The organism is Streptomyces sp. NPDC049954, assembly GCF_040656295.1.
Taxonomy (GTDB): Bacteria; Actinomycetota; Actinomycetes; order Streptomycetales; family Streptomycetaceae; genus Streptomyces.
Window position 1 is genome coordinate 1 of the sequence record NZ_JBFALS010000010.1, and the last position, 14,820, is coordinate 14,820.

The window sequence follows — 14,820 nt, forward strand, 5'->3', positions numbered from 1 at the left end:
CGGGGTATCAACATATCTGGCGTTGACTTTTGGCACGCTGTTGAGTTCTCAAGGAACGGACGCTTCCTTTGTACTCACCCTCTCGGGCTTTCCTCTGGGCGCTTCCCTTCGGTATTTCGTGTTCCCGACTCTATCAGATCCTCGCGGTCCTGATTTCCTCGGTGCCTTTCCGGTTCCCGGTCCGGCCTTTCGGCTTTTCCGTTTCCCTTTCCGGCGGTTCCCACCGTATCAGTTCCTTTTCCTGGTTCTGACCAGGGTCTGCGGACATGCAGACGCCAAGCCGGAAGGGAGTGGATCCGAAGTGGTGGGTGCTGCCCATCCGGTCGCCTTCGGCGTGGCCGGTCGCGGGCAGGTCTAAGACTGTACAGGCCCGGGCGCGGGCGGTGCAAATCGTTTCCGCGGGCCCCGTACCTCGGCCAACTGGCCGCTGCCTGCCGGAATCGGGACGAGCTGTGACTTACGCTGCTCGCGAGTGCGCCGTGCCTGATCAGCGGGGGCGGCGCGGGACTTCGCCCCCCTGGGAGGCTTGCCATGACCGATGTGACCTCACCTCTCTCCGGACGTGCCGTCGGACTGTCCGCCGTACCCGACCCGGTGTTCTCCGGCGCGATGGTGGGCCCCGGCACGGCCATCGATCCCGGGCGCGAGCCCTCGGAGGCCGTGTCCCCGGTGGACGGCGTCGTCGTCTCCCTCCACCCCCACGCCTATGTCGTCGTCGACGGCGAGGGCCACGGCGTCCTCACCCATCTGGGCATCGACACGGTGCAGCTCAATGGGGAGGGCTTCGAGCTGCTGGTGAACAAGGGGGATTCCGTGCGGCGCGGACAGCCTCTCGTGCGCTGGAACCCCGCTGCCGTGGAAGAGGCCGGCAAGTCCCCGATCTGTCCGGTGGTCGCACTGGAGGCGACCGGGGAATCGCTGTCGGACATGGTCGAGAGCGGAGACGTCCTCAGCGGGGATGCTCTCTTCCACTGGGAGTGAACCCGACCCGTGCTCCGCACAGGACGAGCCGGACGGGACACCGGGCAGAGCGCGGCGCTCTCGCGCCGTGGTGACAGGAGACGGTGAGATGGAAACAGTGCTGCGGGGCGTAGGGGTCAGTCACGGAGTGGCGATCGGCGAGGTACGGCACATGGGGACTGCCGTACTGGAACCACCCGCCAGACGGATTCCCGCCCAGGACGCGGACCGCGAGCAGGCCAGGGCCCGGCAGGCGGTGGAGGCCGTGGCCGCCGACCTCACGGCGCGCGGCAACCTCGCGGGCGGCGAGGCACAGGCCGTACTGGAGGCCCAGGCCATGATGGCCAGGGACCCCGAGCTGATGTCCGACGTGGAGCGCCGCGTGGCCGTCGGGTCCACCGCCGAGCGCGCCGTGTACGACGCCTTCGCCTCCTACCGCGCCCTGCTCGCCGGAGCGGGCGAGTACCTCGCGGGCCGGGTCGCCGACCTCGACGACGTGCGCAACCGCATCGTGGCCCGGCTGCTCGGGGTGCCGATGCCGGGAGTCCCCGACAGCGACGAGCCCTACGTGCTGATCGCCCGCGATCTCGCGCCGGCCGACACCGCTCTGCTCGACCCCACACTCGTCCTCGGTTTCGTGACCGAGGAGGGTGGACCCACCAGCCACAGCGCGATCCTGGCGCGCGCGCTCGGCGTGCCGGCCGTGGTGGCGCTGCCCGGAGCGGGGGAGCTGGCCGAGGGCACCGTCGTCGCCGTGGACGGCAGCTCCGGAGAGGTGTTCGTCTCCCCCGACGCGCGCCGCCGGGCCGAACTGGAAGCGGCCGCGGCCCAGCGGAAGGCCGCCCTCGCCGCCTCGCACGGCCCGGGCGCGACCTCGGACGGCCACATGGTGCCGCTGCTCGCGAACATCGGCGGCCCCTCCGACGTGCCGGCCGCGATCGAGGCGGGTGCCGAGGGTGTCGGACTGTTCCGCACCGAGTTCCTGTTCCTCGACGACAGCCGACGGCCGCCCTCCGAAGGTGAACAGGTAGCGGCGTACCGCTCGGTCCTCGAGGCGTTCCCCGGGCGCCGTGTCGTGGTGCGAGTGCTCGACGCGGGGGCCGACAAGCCGCTGTCCTTCCTCACCCCCGGCGACGAGCCCAACCCCGCGCTCGGCGTGCGGGGGCTGCGCTCCCTGCTGGAACACCCGGAGGTGCTGCGCACCCAGCTGGCGGCGCTGGCCACCGCCGCCGCCGGCCTGCCCGTGCACCTGGAGGTCATGGCGCCGATGGTCGCCGACCGGGCCGACGCGCGGGCCTTCGCCGACGCCTGCCGGGCGGCGGGGCTGCCCGGGACCTTCGGGGCGATGGTGGAGATTCCCGCGGCCGCCCTGCGGGCCCGGTCGGTTCTCCGGGAGGTCGAGTTCCTCTCCCTGGGCACCAACGACCTGGCGCAGTACACCTTCGCCGCGGACCGGCAGGTGGGCGCGGTCGCCCGTTGGCAGGACCCGTGGCAGCCCGCCCTGCTGGACCTCGTGGCGTTCGCCGCGGAGGCGGCCCGGGCCGAGGGCAAGAGTTGTGGCGTGTGCGGGGAGGCGGCCGCCGATCCGCTGCTGGCCTGTGTACTGACGGGGCTCGGTGTGACCTCCTTGTCGATGGGTGCGGCCTCGATCCCGTATGTACGCGCGACTCTCGCCAAGCACACCCTCGCGCAGTGCGAGCGGGCCGCCGCCGCCGCTCGGGCCACGGATTCGGCCCAGGAGGCACGGCAGGCCGCTCAGGGAGTGCTGTCCGGGGAGTAGGCACGGTTCGGCCGCGCGGCGTCCGCTTCTCGTCGGGGGCGTCCTGCCCGACCGCCCGGGCCGGGCAGGACGCCTCCGGCGCTGTTGCGGGCTCCGCTCAGTCGCTCCTTCCCTCGTGGCCGTGGAGCCGGTCGGGGTGGAACAGGTCGAGGGCGGGCGCGGCCCGGTAGTCCACGCCGGGCTCGGGCGGGATCGGCTCACCCGTCTCGGTGTCCGTGCAGTAGGCGTCGAAGACCTCGGCGGCCGACAGGGGGCGCAGGGTCGCTTCCCGCAGGCGCCAGCCCCGGACGCTGTCGGGTCGGCCGGTGCGGGCCGTGCGCGCGACGAGCCCGGAGGGCGCCTCGGTCGCGAGGGCCGAGGCGAGGACCGTGGTCAGGTCGAGGGCGTCGGTCTCGTCGAGCCGGAAGGCGCCGTCCGGAGTGACGGTGACGTCGAGGTCGGCGAGCAGGGTGCCGGAGGGCGCGCTCGTGCTGCACACGAGGTGGTGGTCCCCCGGCCCGGCGACCTGGAGCACCGCCACGAGGAGGTGGGCCGCGTGGTCGAAGGCGGCGCGGCCCAGGCTCTCGCCGCAGTCCGCGCAGTCCCCCGCGTCGCCGAGCAGTTCGCTCGCGTAGGCGAAGGTCGCCTGGCGGACCGCGGCGTCCACGAGGTGCGGCAGGAGTTCACTCAGGGGGCGGCCCTCGTACGGGACGGCCGGTCCGCAGCTCTGGAGGTGGGCTGTGAACCGGGCGCGGCTGGCCGGGTCGTCCGCTTCGAGGCCGGACTCGGCGCAGAACTCCTCGTACTCCTCGGGGTCGAACAGGGTCAGGGTCGTGTGCCTGCCCTGTGCAGCGCGCTGTTTGAGGCAGCGGTCCGCCTCGTCGAGGTAGGCGGTGTGCGTGTCGAAGGGGAAGGTGCGGTAGCGGCGCATCCGGGCGAAGTCCTCCTCGTCGGTGAGGAGGGCGAGGGTGCCGGTGATCTCGCGGTGCAGACCGCTGTCGCGCTGCCGGGGCCGGGTGCCGCGTGACGATCGCTCGCCGGCCGGCGGCTGGGTGGTGGTCTTCTGTCGTGCCATGGTTCCCCCTGGTGACGTAACGTCATGAGCTGTTGCTCATTCGTCACTCACCGTAATCGCCGGGACTGACAATCGCTTCTCGGCGAGGGGGGCGCGGACCAGGCGGTGCTGGCCGAGACAGGTGCCCGCGAGGGCCGCTCCCAGGATCGCCCAGCCGAGCGGACCGGTACTGATGACGGCCGTGACGGCGAGCGGGCCGAGGCTGCGCTGGGCGGACTGGGCGAGACCGTGCACACCGAGGTAGGCGCCCAGGGCCCGCTCGGGGGCGAGGGCGACGGAGAGCTCCCAGGAGATGGTGGCGTGCAGCATCTCCGCGAAAGTGAAGGCGGTGGCCGCGAGCACGAGGGCGAGTACGGCGGCCCAGGTCCCGACACCGGCGGAGAGGGCGAACGCCGCCGCCCCGGTGGCGAAGGCGAGGCCGAGCGGGACGAGGACGGCGCGAGCCTGGTGGGGCGTGGCGCCGAAGCGGGCGAGGGGGAGCTGGAAGCCGATGACCAGGGCATTGTTGAGGACCAGCAGGATCGGGGCGAACCCGTGGGGGGCGTCGGTGGCGTGGGCGATCCACAGCGGGATACCGACCTTGAACACGGCGTCGTCCACGAAGAGGACGGTCTCGGTCAGCGTGTAGAGGAGGTAGGTCCGGTCGCGCCAGGGGTTCGGGGCCTTGTTCTCCTGCGGGGCCGCCGCGCCCGAGCCCGCGGGCGATCCGCCGACCACCCGGGCGGGGGACCGGGCCTCTCCGCAGCGCAGGACCAGCGCCGCCACGGCGAGGAAGGAGAGGGCGTCGCCGACCAGGAGGGCGCGGTAGACGGCCGTACTCGCGAACCCGAGGGCGACCGCGGCCGCGAGGCCGCCGATCGCGAAGCCGATGTTCATGCCGGTGCGGTTGAGGGCCTGGTACCTGACCCGTTCGGGGCCGGCCACGCGGGTCGCGTACAGCTTGGTCAGGACGTTGGAGGAGCGGTCGCCGAGGCTGCCCACGGCCGAGTACAGGAGCAGGAGCCGGAAGTCATCGGTGGTGAGCAGGGCGAGCGCGCCGAGTACGCGGGGGACCTGGGTCGCGGCCAGCAGCCGGATCAGGGAGAAGCGGTCCGCGAGCAGGCCGCCGAGCGGGGAGCCCGCGACGCCGAGGGCGCCGGAGAGGCCGACGAGCAGGCCGACCTGGGCGACGGAGAGGCCGGTGACGTAGGTGAAGTAGAGCGCGGAGGTGCCGGCCCACATGCCGGTGCCGATCTTGTCGACCAGGTTCACGCGGAGCATGCGGCGGCCGTCGCGGCCCCCGGGTACGGAGTCGAGGGCAGCCCGCAGGCGGCTCGTGCGGTGTGGTGTCGGGCCGCTGCCGGCCATCAGTCCCCCTGATTCGCCGTGGCCCGGTGGCGGCGGAAGCGGCCAACCCCTTGCCTCGGTTTATGTATTGATACATACTCATGTACGTGGCAACACAATATGAGATCAGTGGGGACACTGCCAAGGCCGTTACCGCGTCCGTCGAACGCGGGGTGAGCACGGGTGGGCTGGCGCCGGGGACGGCGCTGCCGCCGGTGCGCCGGCTCGCGGAGCGGCTGGGCGTGAGTCCGGGGACCGTCGCGGCGGCGTACAAGGAGTTGCGCGGGCGGGGCGTCGTCGTCACGCTCGGGCGCGGCGGGACGGTGGTGGCGCCGACCGCCGCCGTGGGTTCGCGGCGGCCGCCCCGGGTGCCGGAGGGGGTGCGGGACCTGGCCGGCGGGCATCCCGATCCGGCCTTCCTGCCGACGCTGACTCCCCCGTCCCCGGTGCCGCCGGTGCCGGGCTCGCACCGGGCCGCTCCCCGGCTGCGCGAGCTGGAGGAGCTGTCGGCCGCCTGGCTGCGGCGGGACGGGGTGCCCGCCGAGGAGGTGTCCTTCGCGCACGGGGCGCTGGACTGCGTCGCGCGGCTGCTGTCCACGGAGCTGAAGCCGGGGGACGCGGTCGCGGTGGAGGACCCCGGCTTCCACCATCTGCTGGACCTGGTCGCCGCCCTGGGGCTGCGTCAGGTGCCGGTGGCGGTGGACGACGAGGGGGTGCGGCCCGGGGAACTGCGGGACGCGCTGCGCGGCGGGGCGCGGGCCCTCGTGTGCAGCCCGCGGGCGCAGTGTCCGCGGGGCGGGGCGTTCACACCCCGGCGGCGGGACGCCCTGCTGGAGGTGTTGCACGCGTATCCGGAGGTACTGGTGATCGAGGACGATCACAACGCGGACATCTCGGGGGCGGACTCGTACGCCCTGGCGGCCTGCGGCCTGCCGAGGTGGGCGCATGTGCGGACGGTGTCGAAGCACCTGGGGGTGGACCTGCGGTGGGCGGTGCTGGGGGCCGATCCCGCGACGCTGGCCCGGCACGACGGGCGGATGCTCATGACCTCGGGGTGGGTGAGCCGGGTGCTTCAGGAGACGGTGGCGCGGCTGCTGACGGACGAGGCCGTGGCGCGGCGCGTCCGCGAGGCCGGTGCGGCGTACACCGAGCGGCGGTCCGCGCTGGTCGGGGCGCTGGAGCGCCGGGGGGTCCCGGCCTACGGGCGCAGCGGGATGAACGTGTGGGTACCGGTGCGGGACGAGTCGGCGGTGGTGGGCGGTCTGCGTTCGCGCGGCTGGTGGACGGCTGCGGGGGCACGGTTCCGGATCGCCTCGCCCCCGGCCGTACGGATCACCACGGCGACGCTGGAGCCGGCCGGTGCGCAGCGGCTGGCCGCCGACTTCGCCGAGGTGCTGCGCGAGGGCGAGGCGACGTACGGGGGGTGAGCGCGGGCGCACCGGGCGCGGTGGGGCCCGGTGCGCCCGTGTTCAGGACGAGCGTTCGCGGGCCAGTTCCTCGTACGTCCGCAGCAGGGTGACGTCGTCGACCGAACCGGGATTGACGGCCTCGGTCAGCGGGGTGCCCTGGAGGAGTCGTTTGACGGGGACCTCGATGCGTTTGCCGGTGAGGGTGTGCGGGACGGCGGGGACCTCGATGATCTCGTCGGGGACGTGGCGCGGGGACAGTTCGGAGCGCAGGGCCGCGGCGACGCGGGCGCGCAGCGCGTCGTCGAGCACGACGCCCTCGGCGAGCTGGACGAACAGCGGCATCCAGTAGCCGCCGTCGGGCTGTTCCACGCCGAGGACGAGGGATTCGCGGATCTCGGGGAGCCGTTCGACGACCTCGTAGATGTCGGCGGAGCCCATGCGGACGCCCTGCCGGTTGAGGGTCGAGTCGGAGCGCCCGTGGATGATCACCGATCCGTGCGAGGTGAGGGTGATCCAGTCACCGTGCCGCCACACGCCGGGGTAGGTGGCGAAGTAGCTGTCGTGGTAGCGGCTGCCGTCGGGGTCGTTCCAGAAGCGGATCGGCATGGACGGCATGGGCCGGGTGACGACGAGTTCGCCGACCTCGTCGACGACGGGCCGGCCTTCGGGGTCCCAGGCCTGGAGGTCGACGCCGAGGCTCGGCGCCTGGAGCTCGCCGAGGCGTACGGGGAGGGTGGGGACGGCTCCGGCGAAGCAGCTGCACACGTCGGTGCCGCCGCTGACCGAGGCGATCCACAGGTTCTCGCCCGCCTCCTCGTGCAGCCAGCGGAATCCGTCCGGCGGGAGCGGCGAGCCGGTGGTCGCGACGCAGCGCACGCGGCTGAGGTCGAAGTCCCGGGCCGGGTGCACTCCCGCCTTGCGGCAGGCCATGACGTATGCGGCCGAGGTGCCGTACAGGGTCGTACCGGTGGTCTCGGCGACGCGCCACTGCCCGGCGGTGTCGGGGTAGCCGGGGCTGCCGTCGTACAGGACGAGCCCCGCGCCGGTGAGCAGGCCGGAGACGAGGAAGTTCCACATCATCCAGCCGGTCGAGGTGTACCAGAAGAAGCGGTCGCCGGGGCCGAGGTCGCAGTGCAGGCCGATCTGCTTGAGGTGTTCGAGCAGGATGCCGCCCTGGGACTGGACGATGGCCTTGGGCAGCCCCGTGGTGCCGGACGAGTAGAGGACCCACAGCGGGTGGTCGAAGGGCACCTGCTCGAAGACCGGTTCGGTGTCGGCGGCGACCAGGCCGGCCCAGTCCAGGGCGCCGTCCGGGGCGGCCGTGCCGAGCAGGGGCACATGGACGAGGGCGCGCAGGGTGGGCAGTTCGGCGCGCAGTTGTGCGACGGTCTCGCGGCGGTCGTGTTCCCTGCCCCCGTAGCGGTAGCCGTCGACGGCGAACAGGACGACGGGTTCCACCTGCTGGAAGCGGTCGAGGACGCCGCGGGCGCCGAAGTCGGGGGCGCAGGAGGTCCAGGTCGCGCCGACCGTCGCCGCCGCGAGGAACGCGACGACGGCCTGGGGCACGTTGGGCAGGTAGCCGCTGACCCGGTCGCCCGGGCGCACGCCGAGCTCGCGCAGGGCGGCGGCGAGGGAGCCGACCTGGCGGCGCAGTTCGGTCCAGGTGACCGGTTCGGGGCCGTGGGTCTCGTCGACGTGCAGGAGGGCGGCCTCACCCGCGCGCAGCGGGTCCTCCGCGGCGCGCAGGGCGTGTTCGGCGTAGTTGAGGCGGGCGCCGGTGAACCAGCGCGCGCCCGGCAGCGCGTCGTCGGCGAGCACCTGGTCGTACGGGGTGGAGAACCGGACGTCGAACCACTCGGCGACGCTCTGCCAGAAGGTGGCGAGTTCGGCGACGGACCAGCGGTGCAGGGCGGCGTATCCGCCGTCCGCGGGGGCGCCGTGGTGTGCGGCGGCCCAGGCCTGGAAACGGCTGACTGCGGCGCTTGCTGCGCGGGCCTCGTCGGGCTCCCAGAGCGGCTGGGGCGGCTGCGGCGCGGCGGTGGACACGGGGGCGGCTCCCTGGTTCTCCGGGGTGGTGCGCGGTCCTCGGCGACGATGCCACGGGTCGCGGTCGCACACCAGGGCAGCCGCGGGTGGGGCGGGTGTGTCGGTGTTCCTCGGCGCCCGGGCGGGCGGGGCTCGCGCGCGGTTCGTGGCGGGGAACGGCCGGGACCGGGTGGCTCAGGTGAACGGCAGCTGAACGCGGGCCCCGTGCGGGCGATTCGGTGACACTCTGGCTCCATGATCGGTCGTGACCTGGTGCGTTCGGTGGCGGCTGCCCGCGCGGGCGGCCCCGCTCTGGGGCTGCGGGCCTGGCGGGCCGCCGTGCGCGCGTGCCGCGCCGAGGCGGAGGTCTCCGGGGCCGCGGGGCGGGGCGGGGAGCGTGCGCGGGTCCCCGGTGCCGTCACGGGGGTCGAGCCGGAGCCGGGCGGCGGCCTGATCCGCTTCGGGCGCTCGGCCCTGTACGTGCGGGTGACCGTGCGGGGCGCGGTGTTCCTCGGCTGGGACGGGGCGCGGCCCGGTCCTTCGTACGCCCTCGCCGAGGCGGGGGCGGCCGATCCGGACGAGCGGGTGCTGCTGGAGCCCGGTACGGAGGGCGGGTACCGGATCGTCGCGGAGCGGGTGACGCTGACGGTGTCGCGGCGCGGGACGGTCGAGGTGTGCACGCCCGGCGGGGTGGTGCTGCGCAGGGACGAGCCGCCGCGCTGGTGGGAGCGGTCGGCGCAGCCGCGTACCGCGCGTCCGGCGTACCCGGCCGGGGACGCCGGCCGGGTCACCGTACCGGGCCGTCGGGCGGCGTCCCCGCAAGGCCGGGACGGGGCGGCGGGGGCCGTGGAGAACCGGGAGCCGCCGCCGCTCCCCGTGGCGGACGCGGAGCGGGACGGCCTGTCCTGGCGGCGGGAAGCCCCCTGGGGCCAGGAGCCGGGTGGGCCGGAGGCCGGAAGCGGGCGCTGGGAGCAGCGCTCCGAGGTGGGCGCGGACGCGCGTTTCTTCGGGTCCCTCGCGGGCGGCGGACCGGCCGGGAGCGCGGGAGGCGGCGCGCGGCCGGACGGGGCGGGGGCCGCCGGGTTCCGGCTGGTGTCGGGCGCGTACCCGCTGGGCGCCCGGGACGCGGCCGGCGGCCTGCGGATGCCGGTGCAGGTCGTGGTGGCGGACGCCGGGGCTCATCTCGTGTTCCACGACACGACCTGGGAGGGGACGCTCACCGTCCGGGAGGGGGTGGAGGGGGCCGGTTCCGGGCACGACCGGCCCGGGGTGGCCGTGCTGGGGATGCGTGGCGGTCCGGTGCGGTACTGGATCGTGGTGGGCCCCCCGCAGCGGCTCGCCTACGGCTGGGCCTCGCTCACGGGGGCGCCGGTGCCGCCGCCGGACTGGGCGCTGGGCCATCACCACGCACCCGGTCCCGCTCTCGGTGCCGGAGAGGTGCGGGAGTTGGTGCGCGGGTTGCGCGCGCGGGCGCTGCCCCTTGACGCGGTGCTTCTCGACCCCGGGGCGGTGGCGGACGGGGCCGGTGACGGTCCGTCGAGTCCCGACCGGGAAGGTTTCCCCGGCCCGGTGGCGCCGGTCGCCGGGCCGGCCGGCCTCGGGGTGCGCACGGTGGCGGTGGTGCGCCGCCCGGACTTCACCGACACCGGCGTACGGGGGTGGCAGGGCGGCCAGGACGGGCGGCGGCCCGCCGAGGGGTACGCCGCCTTCGTCCACGACGAGGGGGCGGGCTTTCCGTCCGCCGCGCCGCGTGTCGGCCCTGGCGTGGCGGGCTCCGTCGTGCCGCCGCCCCGGCGGTCCGAGGACTCGCGCCCCTTCCTCGTCTCGGACTCGGGGTGGGCCGGGGCCCAGCGGTACGGCGGGGTGCGGCTCTCGCCCGCCGGTGCGGCCGACGGATGGGAGGCGCTGCGGGCCTCGCTGGGGCGGGTGCTGGGGCTCGGGCTGTGCGGGGTGCCGTTCAGCGGTCCGCAGGTGTCGGGGGACGGGGAGCTGGGGCTGCGGTCGCTGCAACTGGCGGCGTACCTGCCCCTGTTGTGCACCGGCCCGCAGGCGCTGGCCGATGCCGGACGGGACGAGCAGGTCCGGGCGGTGCTGCGGGAGCGGGCGCGGCTGCGGCCGTACTTCGTGACGCTGGCCCGGTACGGGACGCTGTGGGGCGCTCCGTGGGCGCGTCCGCTGTGGTGGCTCGCCCCGGAGGACCGGGCGCTGCGGGACTGCGAGGACGCCTTCCTGCTGGGTGACGCGCTGCTGGTGGCCCCGGTGCTGGCGGCCGGGCAGCGGCGGCGGACGGTGCCACTGCCGCCGGGACGCTGGTACGACACGGCGACCGGAACGGCGTACACGGGTTCCCGCGGGGTCGAGGTGGCGGCGCCGCTGTCGCGTCCGGCGGTCCTCGCGCGGGCGGGGGCGGTGATCCCGGTGCGGGGCGCGGACGGTGCCACGGAGCTGGAGGTCTGGGCGCCGGCCGAGGGGCAGGCCGGGAGCGGCGGGACGGTCGTCGTCGGCCCCGGGGACGGCTGGGAGCAGCCGGTGGTGGAGCGCTACGTCTCGCGGCGCGAGCCGGACGGGCGGGTGGTCGTGGAGCGGACGGACGACGGTCCGGACACCGGCCGCGCGGTGCGGGTGCGCGGCGCGGGGCCCGGGCCGCAGGCGGCCCGGGGTCAGATGTAGCGGCCCTCGAACCAGGCCTGCGCGGCGAGGGTGTGCAGCGGGAAGCCGAGCCGGGCGGGTGCCCGCAGGACGTGGCGGCCGTCGGTCTCGTCGGTGGGCACCGACCTGGGGAGCTCGGCGGCCGGCCGTACGGGCAGCAGGCCGAACAGGAGCAGGTGGCCGTCGTTCGAGGAGAGGGCGTCGGCGAGCCGTACGTCGCGTACGGCGGCCTCGATGCCGGTCTCCTCGCGCAGTTCGCGTACGACGGCGTGCCGCCAGTCCTCGCCGTGGTCGACGAAGCCACCGGGCAGGGCGACGGTGCCCCGGGCGGGCTCGATCGCGCGGGTGATGACGACCAGTCCGGTGCCGGAGCGGTCGTACACGGGCTGGAGGGCGACCGCCACCGGCAGCGGATTGCCGTAGGCCACCGCTCCGCACGCGCGGCAGGTGCGGGGCCAGCCGGCCGGATCGGGGTAGCGCGCTCCGCAGCTCGAACAGTGGGAGTCCCGCTCCGGCCGGGCGGGGGCGGGGGCGGGGGGACCGTCGGCGGTGGGCTGAGTCCGGGACACGCGCGGACTTTATCCGATCCCGTCGAACCTTTGCTCTCCCCCTCCCCCGCCGTGCCTCCGGCGTGCCGTCAGGGGCGCTGCAGGGAGCGCAGTGCGACGGGGAAGTCGAAGTAGGTGTCGGGGTACTGCTCGGGCTGGTGGGTGAAGTGCCACCACTCCTCGGGGAGGTTGGTGAAGCCCTCGTGCTCCAGGGTGGTCTTGAGGAGCAGGCGGTGGGCGCGCTGGACGCCGGTGACGCGCGGGTCCTCGGTGTGGGCGAGCGTGTCGAAGCAGTCGAAACCGGTGCCGGTGTCGACGGAGTTGTCGGGGAACCGTTCCTTCTTCGGCCCGTAGCACGGGGTGAGCGTCTGGCCCGGCCGGTAGGGGCGGGTGGGCAGGGCCGGCAGCCGCACCACGGTCAGGTCGAGGGTCGAGCCGCGGCTGTGGCCGGACTTCTCCGCGATGTAACCGTCCTCGAACAGGCGGGTCTTGTCGACGCGGGGGTAGAACTCGGCCTTCATCCGCTGGTCGCCGAGGTCCTTGGCCCACGCGACGAAGTGGTCGACGGCGCGCTGGGGCCGGTAGCAGTCGTAGACCTTGAGGGAGTACCCCTGGCGCAGCAGCGTGCGCTGGGCGCGGTGCAGGGCCTCGGCGGTGGAGCGGGTGAGCAGGCACAGCGGCTGTTCGTACCCGGTGACGGGCACGCCCATGAAGTTGTGCGGCGTGAAGTAGCGGATCTCCTCGATGATCGTCGGATCGACCCGGCGCAGCTCGACGAAGGACGCGGGCGCCTTCGGGTCGCGTCCGGCGCCCCGCCCGGCCTGGGCGGGGGCGACGGTCGCGCCGACGGCGAGCAGGGTGACGGTCGCGAGCGTGAGCAGGGCACGCACAGGGGCGGGAAGTCGTCGTCTCATGGAGCACCGGTCTACCAGGAACCACCCTCGTCCCACAGGTGCCTGACAGCACATCGCATACAACCGCGGGAGTGGCCGGACCGCGCGGTGGCACCTGGGGCGGCCTCAGGCGGCGCGCAGCGTGTCGGCGGTGAGGAGGGACCGCAGGCGTATCCCGTCCGCCGCGAGCGCCTCGGTGCCGCCCTGCTGCCGGTCGATGACGCACAGGGCCTCGCGGACCTCCGCGCCGAGCGCGCGCAACTCCCCCGTCGACAGGACGATCTGCCCGCCGCTGGTGACCACGTCCTCGACGACCAGTACGCGGCGGCCGCCGATCTCGGCGCCTTCGGCCAGCCTGCGGGTGCCGTAGGGCTTGGCCTCCTTGCGGACGAACGCGCAGGGCAGCCCGGTGTGCCGGGCGAGGGCGGTGACGACGGGGACACCACCCAGTTCGAGGCCGGCGAGGACCTCGGTGCCCTCGGGCACGAGCCGGGCCATCTCCAGGGTCAGGGCGTCGAGCAACGCCGGGTCCGACGCGAAGCGGTACTTGTCGAAGTACTCGGTGCTCCTGCGTCCCGAACGGAGCAGGAAGTCGCCGGTGAGGTGGGCCACGGCGTTTACCCGGCGGGCGAGTTCGTCAGTTGTCATGATCGGCAGTATCCCGCTCGCCGGAATCGTACGAGCCCTCCCGCTCCCCTCCCGTCCCGCTGTCCCGCGCGCTACCGTGCCCGCATGGAGCAGGGAGCGGAACGGGAGTTCGACGGTTACGAGGAGTTCTGGCCGTACTACGTGGCCATGCACTCCCGGGCGGCGACCCGGTGGGTGCATCTCGCCGGCACGCTGAGCGGGCTCGCGGTGAGCGCGTACGGGCTGGCGCGCGGGCGACGGCGGTACGTGGTGGCCCTTCCGCTCCTCGGGTACGGCACGGCCTGGCCCGCGCACTTCCTGATCGAGAAGAACAATCCGGCGACCTTCGGGCATCCGGCGTGGTCGCTGCGCGGGGACGTGCGGATGATCCGGATGATGCTCGCCGGGCGCGACGGGGAACTCGCCGAGACCGCGCGGAAGTGGCTCGCCGAGCACCCGTGAAACGGGCGGGGCGACCGGCCTCACCTGGCGGCGGTCGGCTGCCCGGCCGCCGCGACGAGGGCCCTGGCGTGTTCCACGACCTCGATGAGCACCGTCTTGGCCGAAGCCCGTTCGCGCGCGTCGCACAGCAAGACCGGGACGTGCGGGTCGAGGTCGAGGGCCTCGCGGACGGTGTCGGCGGGGTGCCGGTTGGCGCCCTCGAAGCAGTTGACGGCGACGACGAAGGGGATGCCGCGGCGTTCGAAGTAGTCGACGGCGGAGAAGGAGTCCTCCAGTCGGCGGGTGTCGACGAGCACCACCGCCCCCAGCGCGCCCTGGGCCAGTTCGTCCCACAGGAACCAGAACCGGTCCTGGCCGGGGGTTCCGAAGAGGTAGAGGACGAGGTCCTCGCGCAGGGTGATGCGGCCGAAGTCCATCGCGACGGTCGTGGTGCGTTTGTGTTCCACCCCCCGGACGTCGTCGACGGGGCGGCTCGCCTCGGTGAGCGTTTCCTCGGTGCGCAGCGGACGGATCTCGCTGACCGCGCCGACGAGGGTGGTCTTGCCGACCCCGAACCCGCCGGCCACCAGGAGCTTCAGGGTGACCGGGGGCGCGGCGGAGGCGAGTGAGGTGTTCATACGGCCTCTTCTCGTGCCGTCCCCGCCGGTGTGCGCGACGGGGACGTGCGGGGTGAGCGGTGCGGGCCCCGGTTCACAGGGCGCGCAGCCCGTCGATGACATCGCGCAGGATGCTCTCGTCGGGCAGTTCGGCGGGCGGTACCGGCCGGGTGACCGTGACCAGTTCGCCCTCGGCGAGGTCGCCGATGAGCACCCGGACGACGCCGACCGGCAGGTCGAGCCCGACCGCGAGTTCCGCCACGGACTGCGGCGCGTCGCCGCAGAGCCCGAGGATGTCCATGTGCTCGGGGGACAGCAGCGCGTCGCCCGTCGCGTCCTGCGGGGGCGAGGCGGCGGTGACGAGCGCGATGAGGTCGAGCCGGTGCTGTCCCGCGCCGCTGGTGCGGCCCCGGGTCATCGCGTAGGGACGTACGACCGGGCCCGCCTCGTCGTCGAACCAGCGGGCGCTCTCGTGACCGGCGTCGCTCATG

The 14,820-nt window shown here is 74.3% G+C and carries 14 protein-coding genes; 6 read left to right on the forward strand and 8 right to left on the reverse strand.

The annotated features are described in order from the left end of the window. From AB0J21_RS23000 to ptsP, 3 genes are all read left to right on the forward strand, one after another. Window positions 1-358, forward strand: a 358-nt coding sequence (locus tag AB0J21_RS23000; protein WP_363147955.1) for a hypothetical protein, incomplete at its 5' end; no start/stop codon positions are given. A gap of 173 nt (window positions 359-531) precedes the next feature. After that, complete coding sequence (locus tag AB0J21_RS23005) at window positions 532-981, forward strand: PTS glucose transporter subunit IIA (RefSeq protein WP_363147956.1); 450 nt, start codon at window positions 532-534, stop codon at window positions 979-981. Window positions 982-1,069: 88 nt separating this feature from the next. Continuing rightward, the gene (gene ptsP / locus AB0J21_RS23010; RefSeq protein ID WP_363147957.1) at window positions 1,070-2,740 is read left to right on the forward strand and encodes a phosphoenolpyruvate--protein phosphotransferase; all 1,671 of its coding nucleotides are present in this window, start codon (window positions 1,070-1,072) and stop codon (window positions 2,738-2,740) included. A 97-nt stretch (window positions 2,741-2,837) separates the two neighbouring features. On the opposite strand, the gene AB0J21_RS23015 is transcribed toward ptsP, so the two are convergent. Both AB0J21_RS23015 and AB0J21_RS23020 read right to left on the reverse strand, forming a co-directional pair. Next, a complete protein-coding gene (locus AB0J21_RS23015; RefSeq protein WP_363147958.1) occupies window positions 2,838-3,794 on the reverse strand; it encodes a hypothetical protein in 957 nt (318 codons plus the stop codon). Between the two features lie 36 nt (window positions 3,795-3,830). Next, window positions 3,831-5,054, reverse strand: coding sequence for an MFS transporter (locus AB0J21_RS23020; RefSeq protein WP_363147959.1), 1,224 nt, complete (start codon window positions 5,052-5,054; stop codon window positions 3,831-3,833). 173 nt (window positions 5,055-5,227) lie between these two features. On the opposite strand from AB0J21_RS23020, the gene AB0J21_RS23025 reads away from it, so the two are divergent. After that, window positions 5,228-6,547 carry an aminotransferase class I/II-fold pyridoxal phosphate-dependent enzyme gene (locus tag AB0J21_RS23025; RefSeq protein WP_363147960.1) on the forward strand — a complete coding sequence of 440 codons (1,320 nt, stop codon included), beginning with the start codon at window positions 5,228-5,230 and terminating at the stop codon, window positions 6,545-6,547. Window positions 6,548-6,589: 42 nt separating this feature from the next. On the opposite strand, the gene AB0J21_RS23030 is transcribed toward AB0J21_RS23025, so the two are convergent. After that, window positions 6,590-8,575 (reverse strand): acetoacetate--CoA ligase, encoded by a 1,986-nt coding sequence (locus AB0J21_RS23030; protein ID WP_363147961.1) that lies wholly within the window; start codon window positions 8,573-8,575, stop codon window positions 6,590-6,592. A 234-nt stretch (window positions 8,576-8,809) separates the two neighbouring features. Here AB0J21_RS23030 and AB0J21_RS23035 point away from each other — a divergent pair, with 234 nt between their 5' ends. Then, window positions 8,810-11,224 carry a TIM-barrel domain-containing protein gene (locus tag AB0J21_RS23035; protein ID WP_363147962.1) on the forward strand — a complete coding sequence of 805 codons (2,415 nt, stop codon included), beginning with the start codon at window positions 8,810-8,812 and terminating at the stop codon, window positions 11,222-11,224. Here the strand turns inward: AB0J21_RS23035 and AB0J21_RS23040 are convergent. From AB0J21_RS23040 to pyrE, 3 genes are all read right to left on the reverse strand, one after another. Continuing rightward, on the reverse strand, window positions 11,215-11,772 hold the full coding sequence (locus tag AB0J21_RS23040; RefSeq protein ID WP_363147963.1) for an NUDIX domain-containing protein: 558 nt from the start codon (window positions 11,770-11,772) through the stop codon (window positions 11,215-11,217). The genes AB0J21_RS23035 and AB0J21_RS23040 overlap by 10 nt on opposite strands. Window positions 11,773-11,840: 68 nt before the next feature. Then, on the reverse strand, window positions 11,841-12,665 hold the full coding sequence (locus AB0J21_RS23045) for a M15 family metallopeptidase (protein WP_363147964.1): 825 nt from the start codon (window positions 12,663-12,665) through the stop codon (window positions 11,841-11,843). A gap of 105 nt (window positions 12,666-12,770) precedes the next feature. Beyond that, window positions 12,771-13,292, reverse strand: a complete 522-nt coding sequence (gene pyrE, locus AB0J21_RS23050) for an orotate phosphoribosyltransferase (RefSeq protein WP_363147965.1) — start codon at window positions 13,290-13,292, stop codon at window positions 12,771-12,773. Window positions 13,293-13,376: 84 nt separating this feature from the next. On the opposite strand from pyrE, the gene AB0J21_RS23055 reads away from it, so the two are divergent. Beyond that, the gene (locus AB0J21_RS23055; RefSeq protein WP_363147966.1) at window positions 13,377-13,733 is read left to right on the forward strand and encodes a DUF962 domain-containing protein; all 357 of its coding nucleotides are present in this window, start codon (window positions 13,377-13,379) and stop codon (window positions 13,731-13,733) included. A gap of 20 nt (window positions 13,734-13,753) precedes the next feature. Here AB0J21_RS23055 and AB0J21_RS23060 read toward each other — a convergent pair whose 3' ends face one another. Beyond that, the gene (locus tag AB0J21_RS23060; RefSeq protein ID WP_363147967.1) at window positions 13,754-14,350 is read right to left on the reverse strand and encodes an ATP/GTP-binding protein; all 597 of its coding nucleotides are present in this window, start codon (window positions 14,348-14,350) and stop codon (window positions 13,754-13,756) included. Window positions 14,351-14,423: 73 nt separating this feature from the next. Further along, window positions 14,424-14,819 (reverse strand): DUF742 domain-containing protein, encoded by a 396-nt coding sequence (locus tag AB0J21_RS23065; protein ID WP_363147968.1) that lies wholly within the window; start codon window positions 14,817-14,819, stop codon window positions 14,424-14,426. Between the last annotated feature and the right edge of the window lies 1 nt (window position 14,820).

Excerpts from the sequence above, each read along its gene's own strand:
- AB0J21_RS23005 (WP_363147956.1), top strand. The coding sequence starts at position 532 with ATGACCGATGTGACCTCACCTCTCTCCGGACGTGCCGTCGGACTGTCC.
- ptsP (WP_363147957.1), top strand. The coding sequence starts at position 1,070 with ATGGAAACAGTGCTGCGGGGCGTAGGGGTCAGTCACGGAGTGGCGATC.
- AB0J21_RS23015 (WP_363147958.1), bottom strand. The coding sequence starts at position 3,794 with ATGGCACGACAGAAGACCACCACCCAGCCGCCGGCCGGCGAGCGATCG.
- AB0J21_RS23020 (WP_363147959.1), bottom strand. The coding sequence starts at position 5,054 with ATGCTCCGCGTGAACCTGGTCGACAAGATCGGCACCGGCATGTGGGCC.
- AB0J21_RS23035 (WP_363147962.1), top strand. The coding sequence starts at position 8,810 with ATGATCGGTCGTGACCTGGTGCGTTCGGTGGCGGCTGCCCGCGCGGGC.
- AB0J21_RS23045 (WP_363147964.1), bottom strand. The coding sequence starts at position 12,665 with ATGAGACGACGACTTCCCGCCCCTGTGCGTGCCCTGCTCACGCTCGCG.
- pyrE (WP_363147965.1), bottom strand. The coding sequence starts at position 13,292 with ATGACAACTGACGAACTCGCCCGCCGGGTAAACGCCGTGGCCCACCTC.
- AB0J21_RS23055 (WP_363147966.1), top strand. The coding sequence starts at position 13,377 with ATGGAGCAGGGAGCGGAACGGGAGTTCGACGGTTACGAGGAGTTCTGG.
- AB0J21_RS23060 (WP_363147967.1), bottom strand. The coding sequence starts at position 14,350 with ATGAACACCTCACTCGCCTCCGCCGCGCCCCCGGTCACCCTGAAGCTC.
- AB0J21_RS23065 (WP_363147968.1), bottom strand. The coding sequence starts at position 14,819 with ATGAGCGACGCCGGTCACGAGAGCGCCCGCTGGTTCGACGACGAGGCG.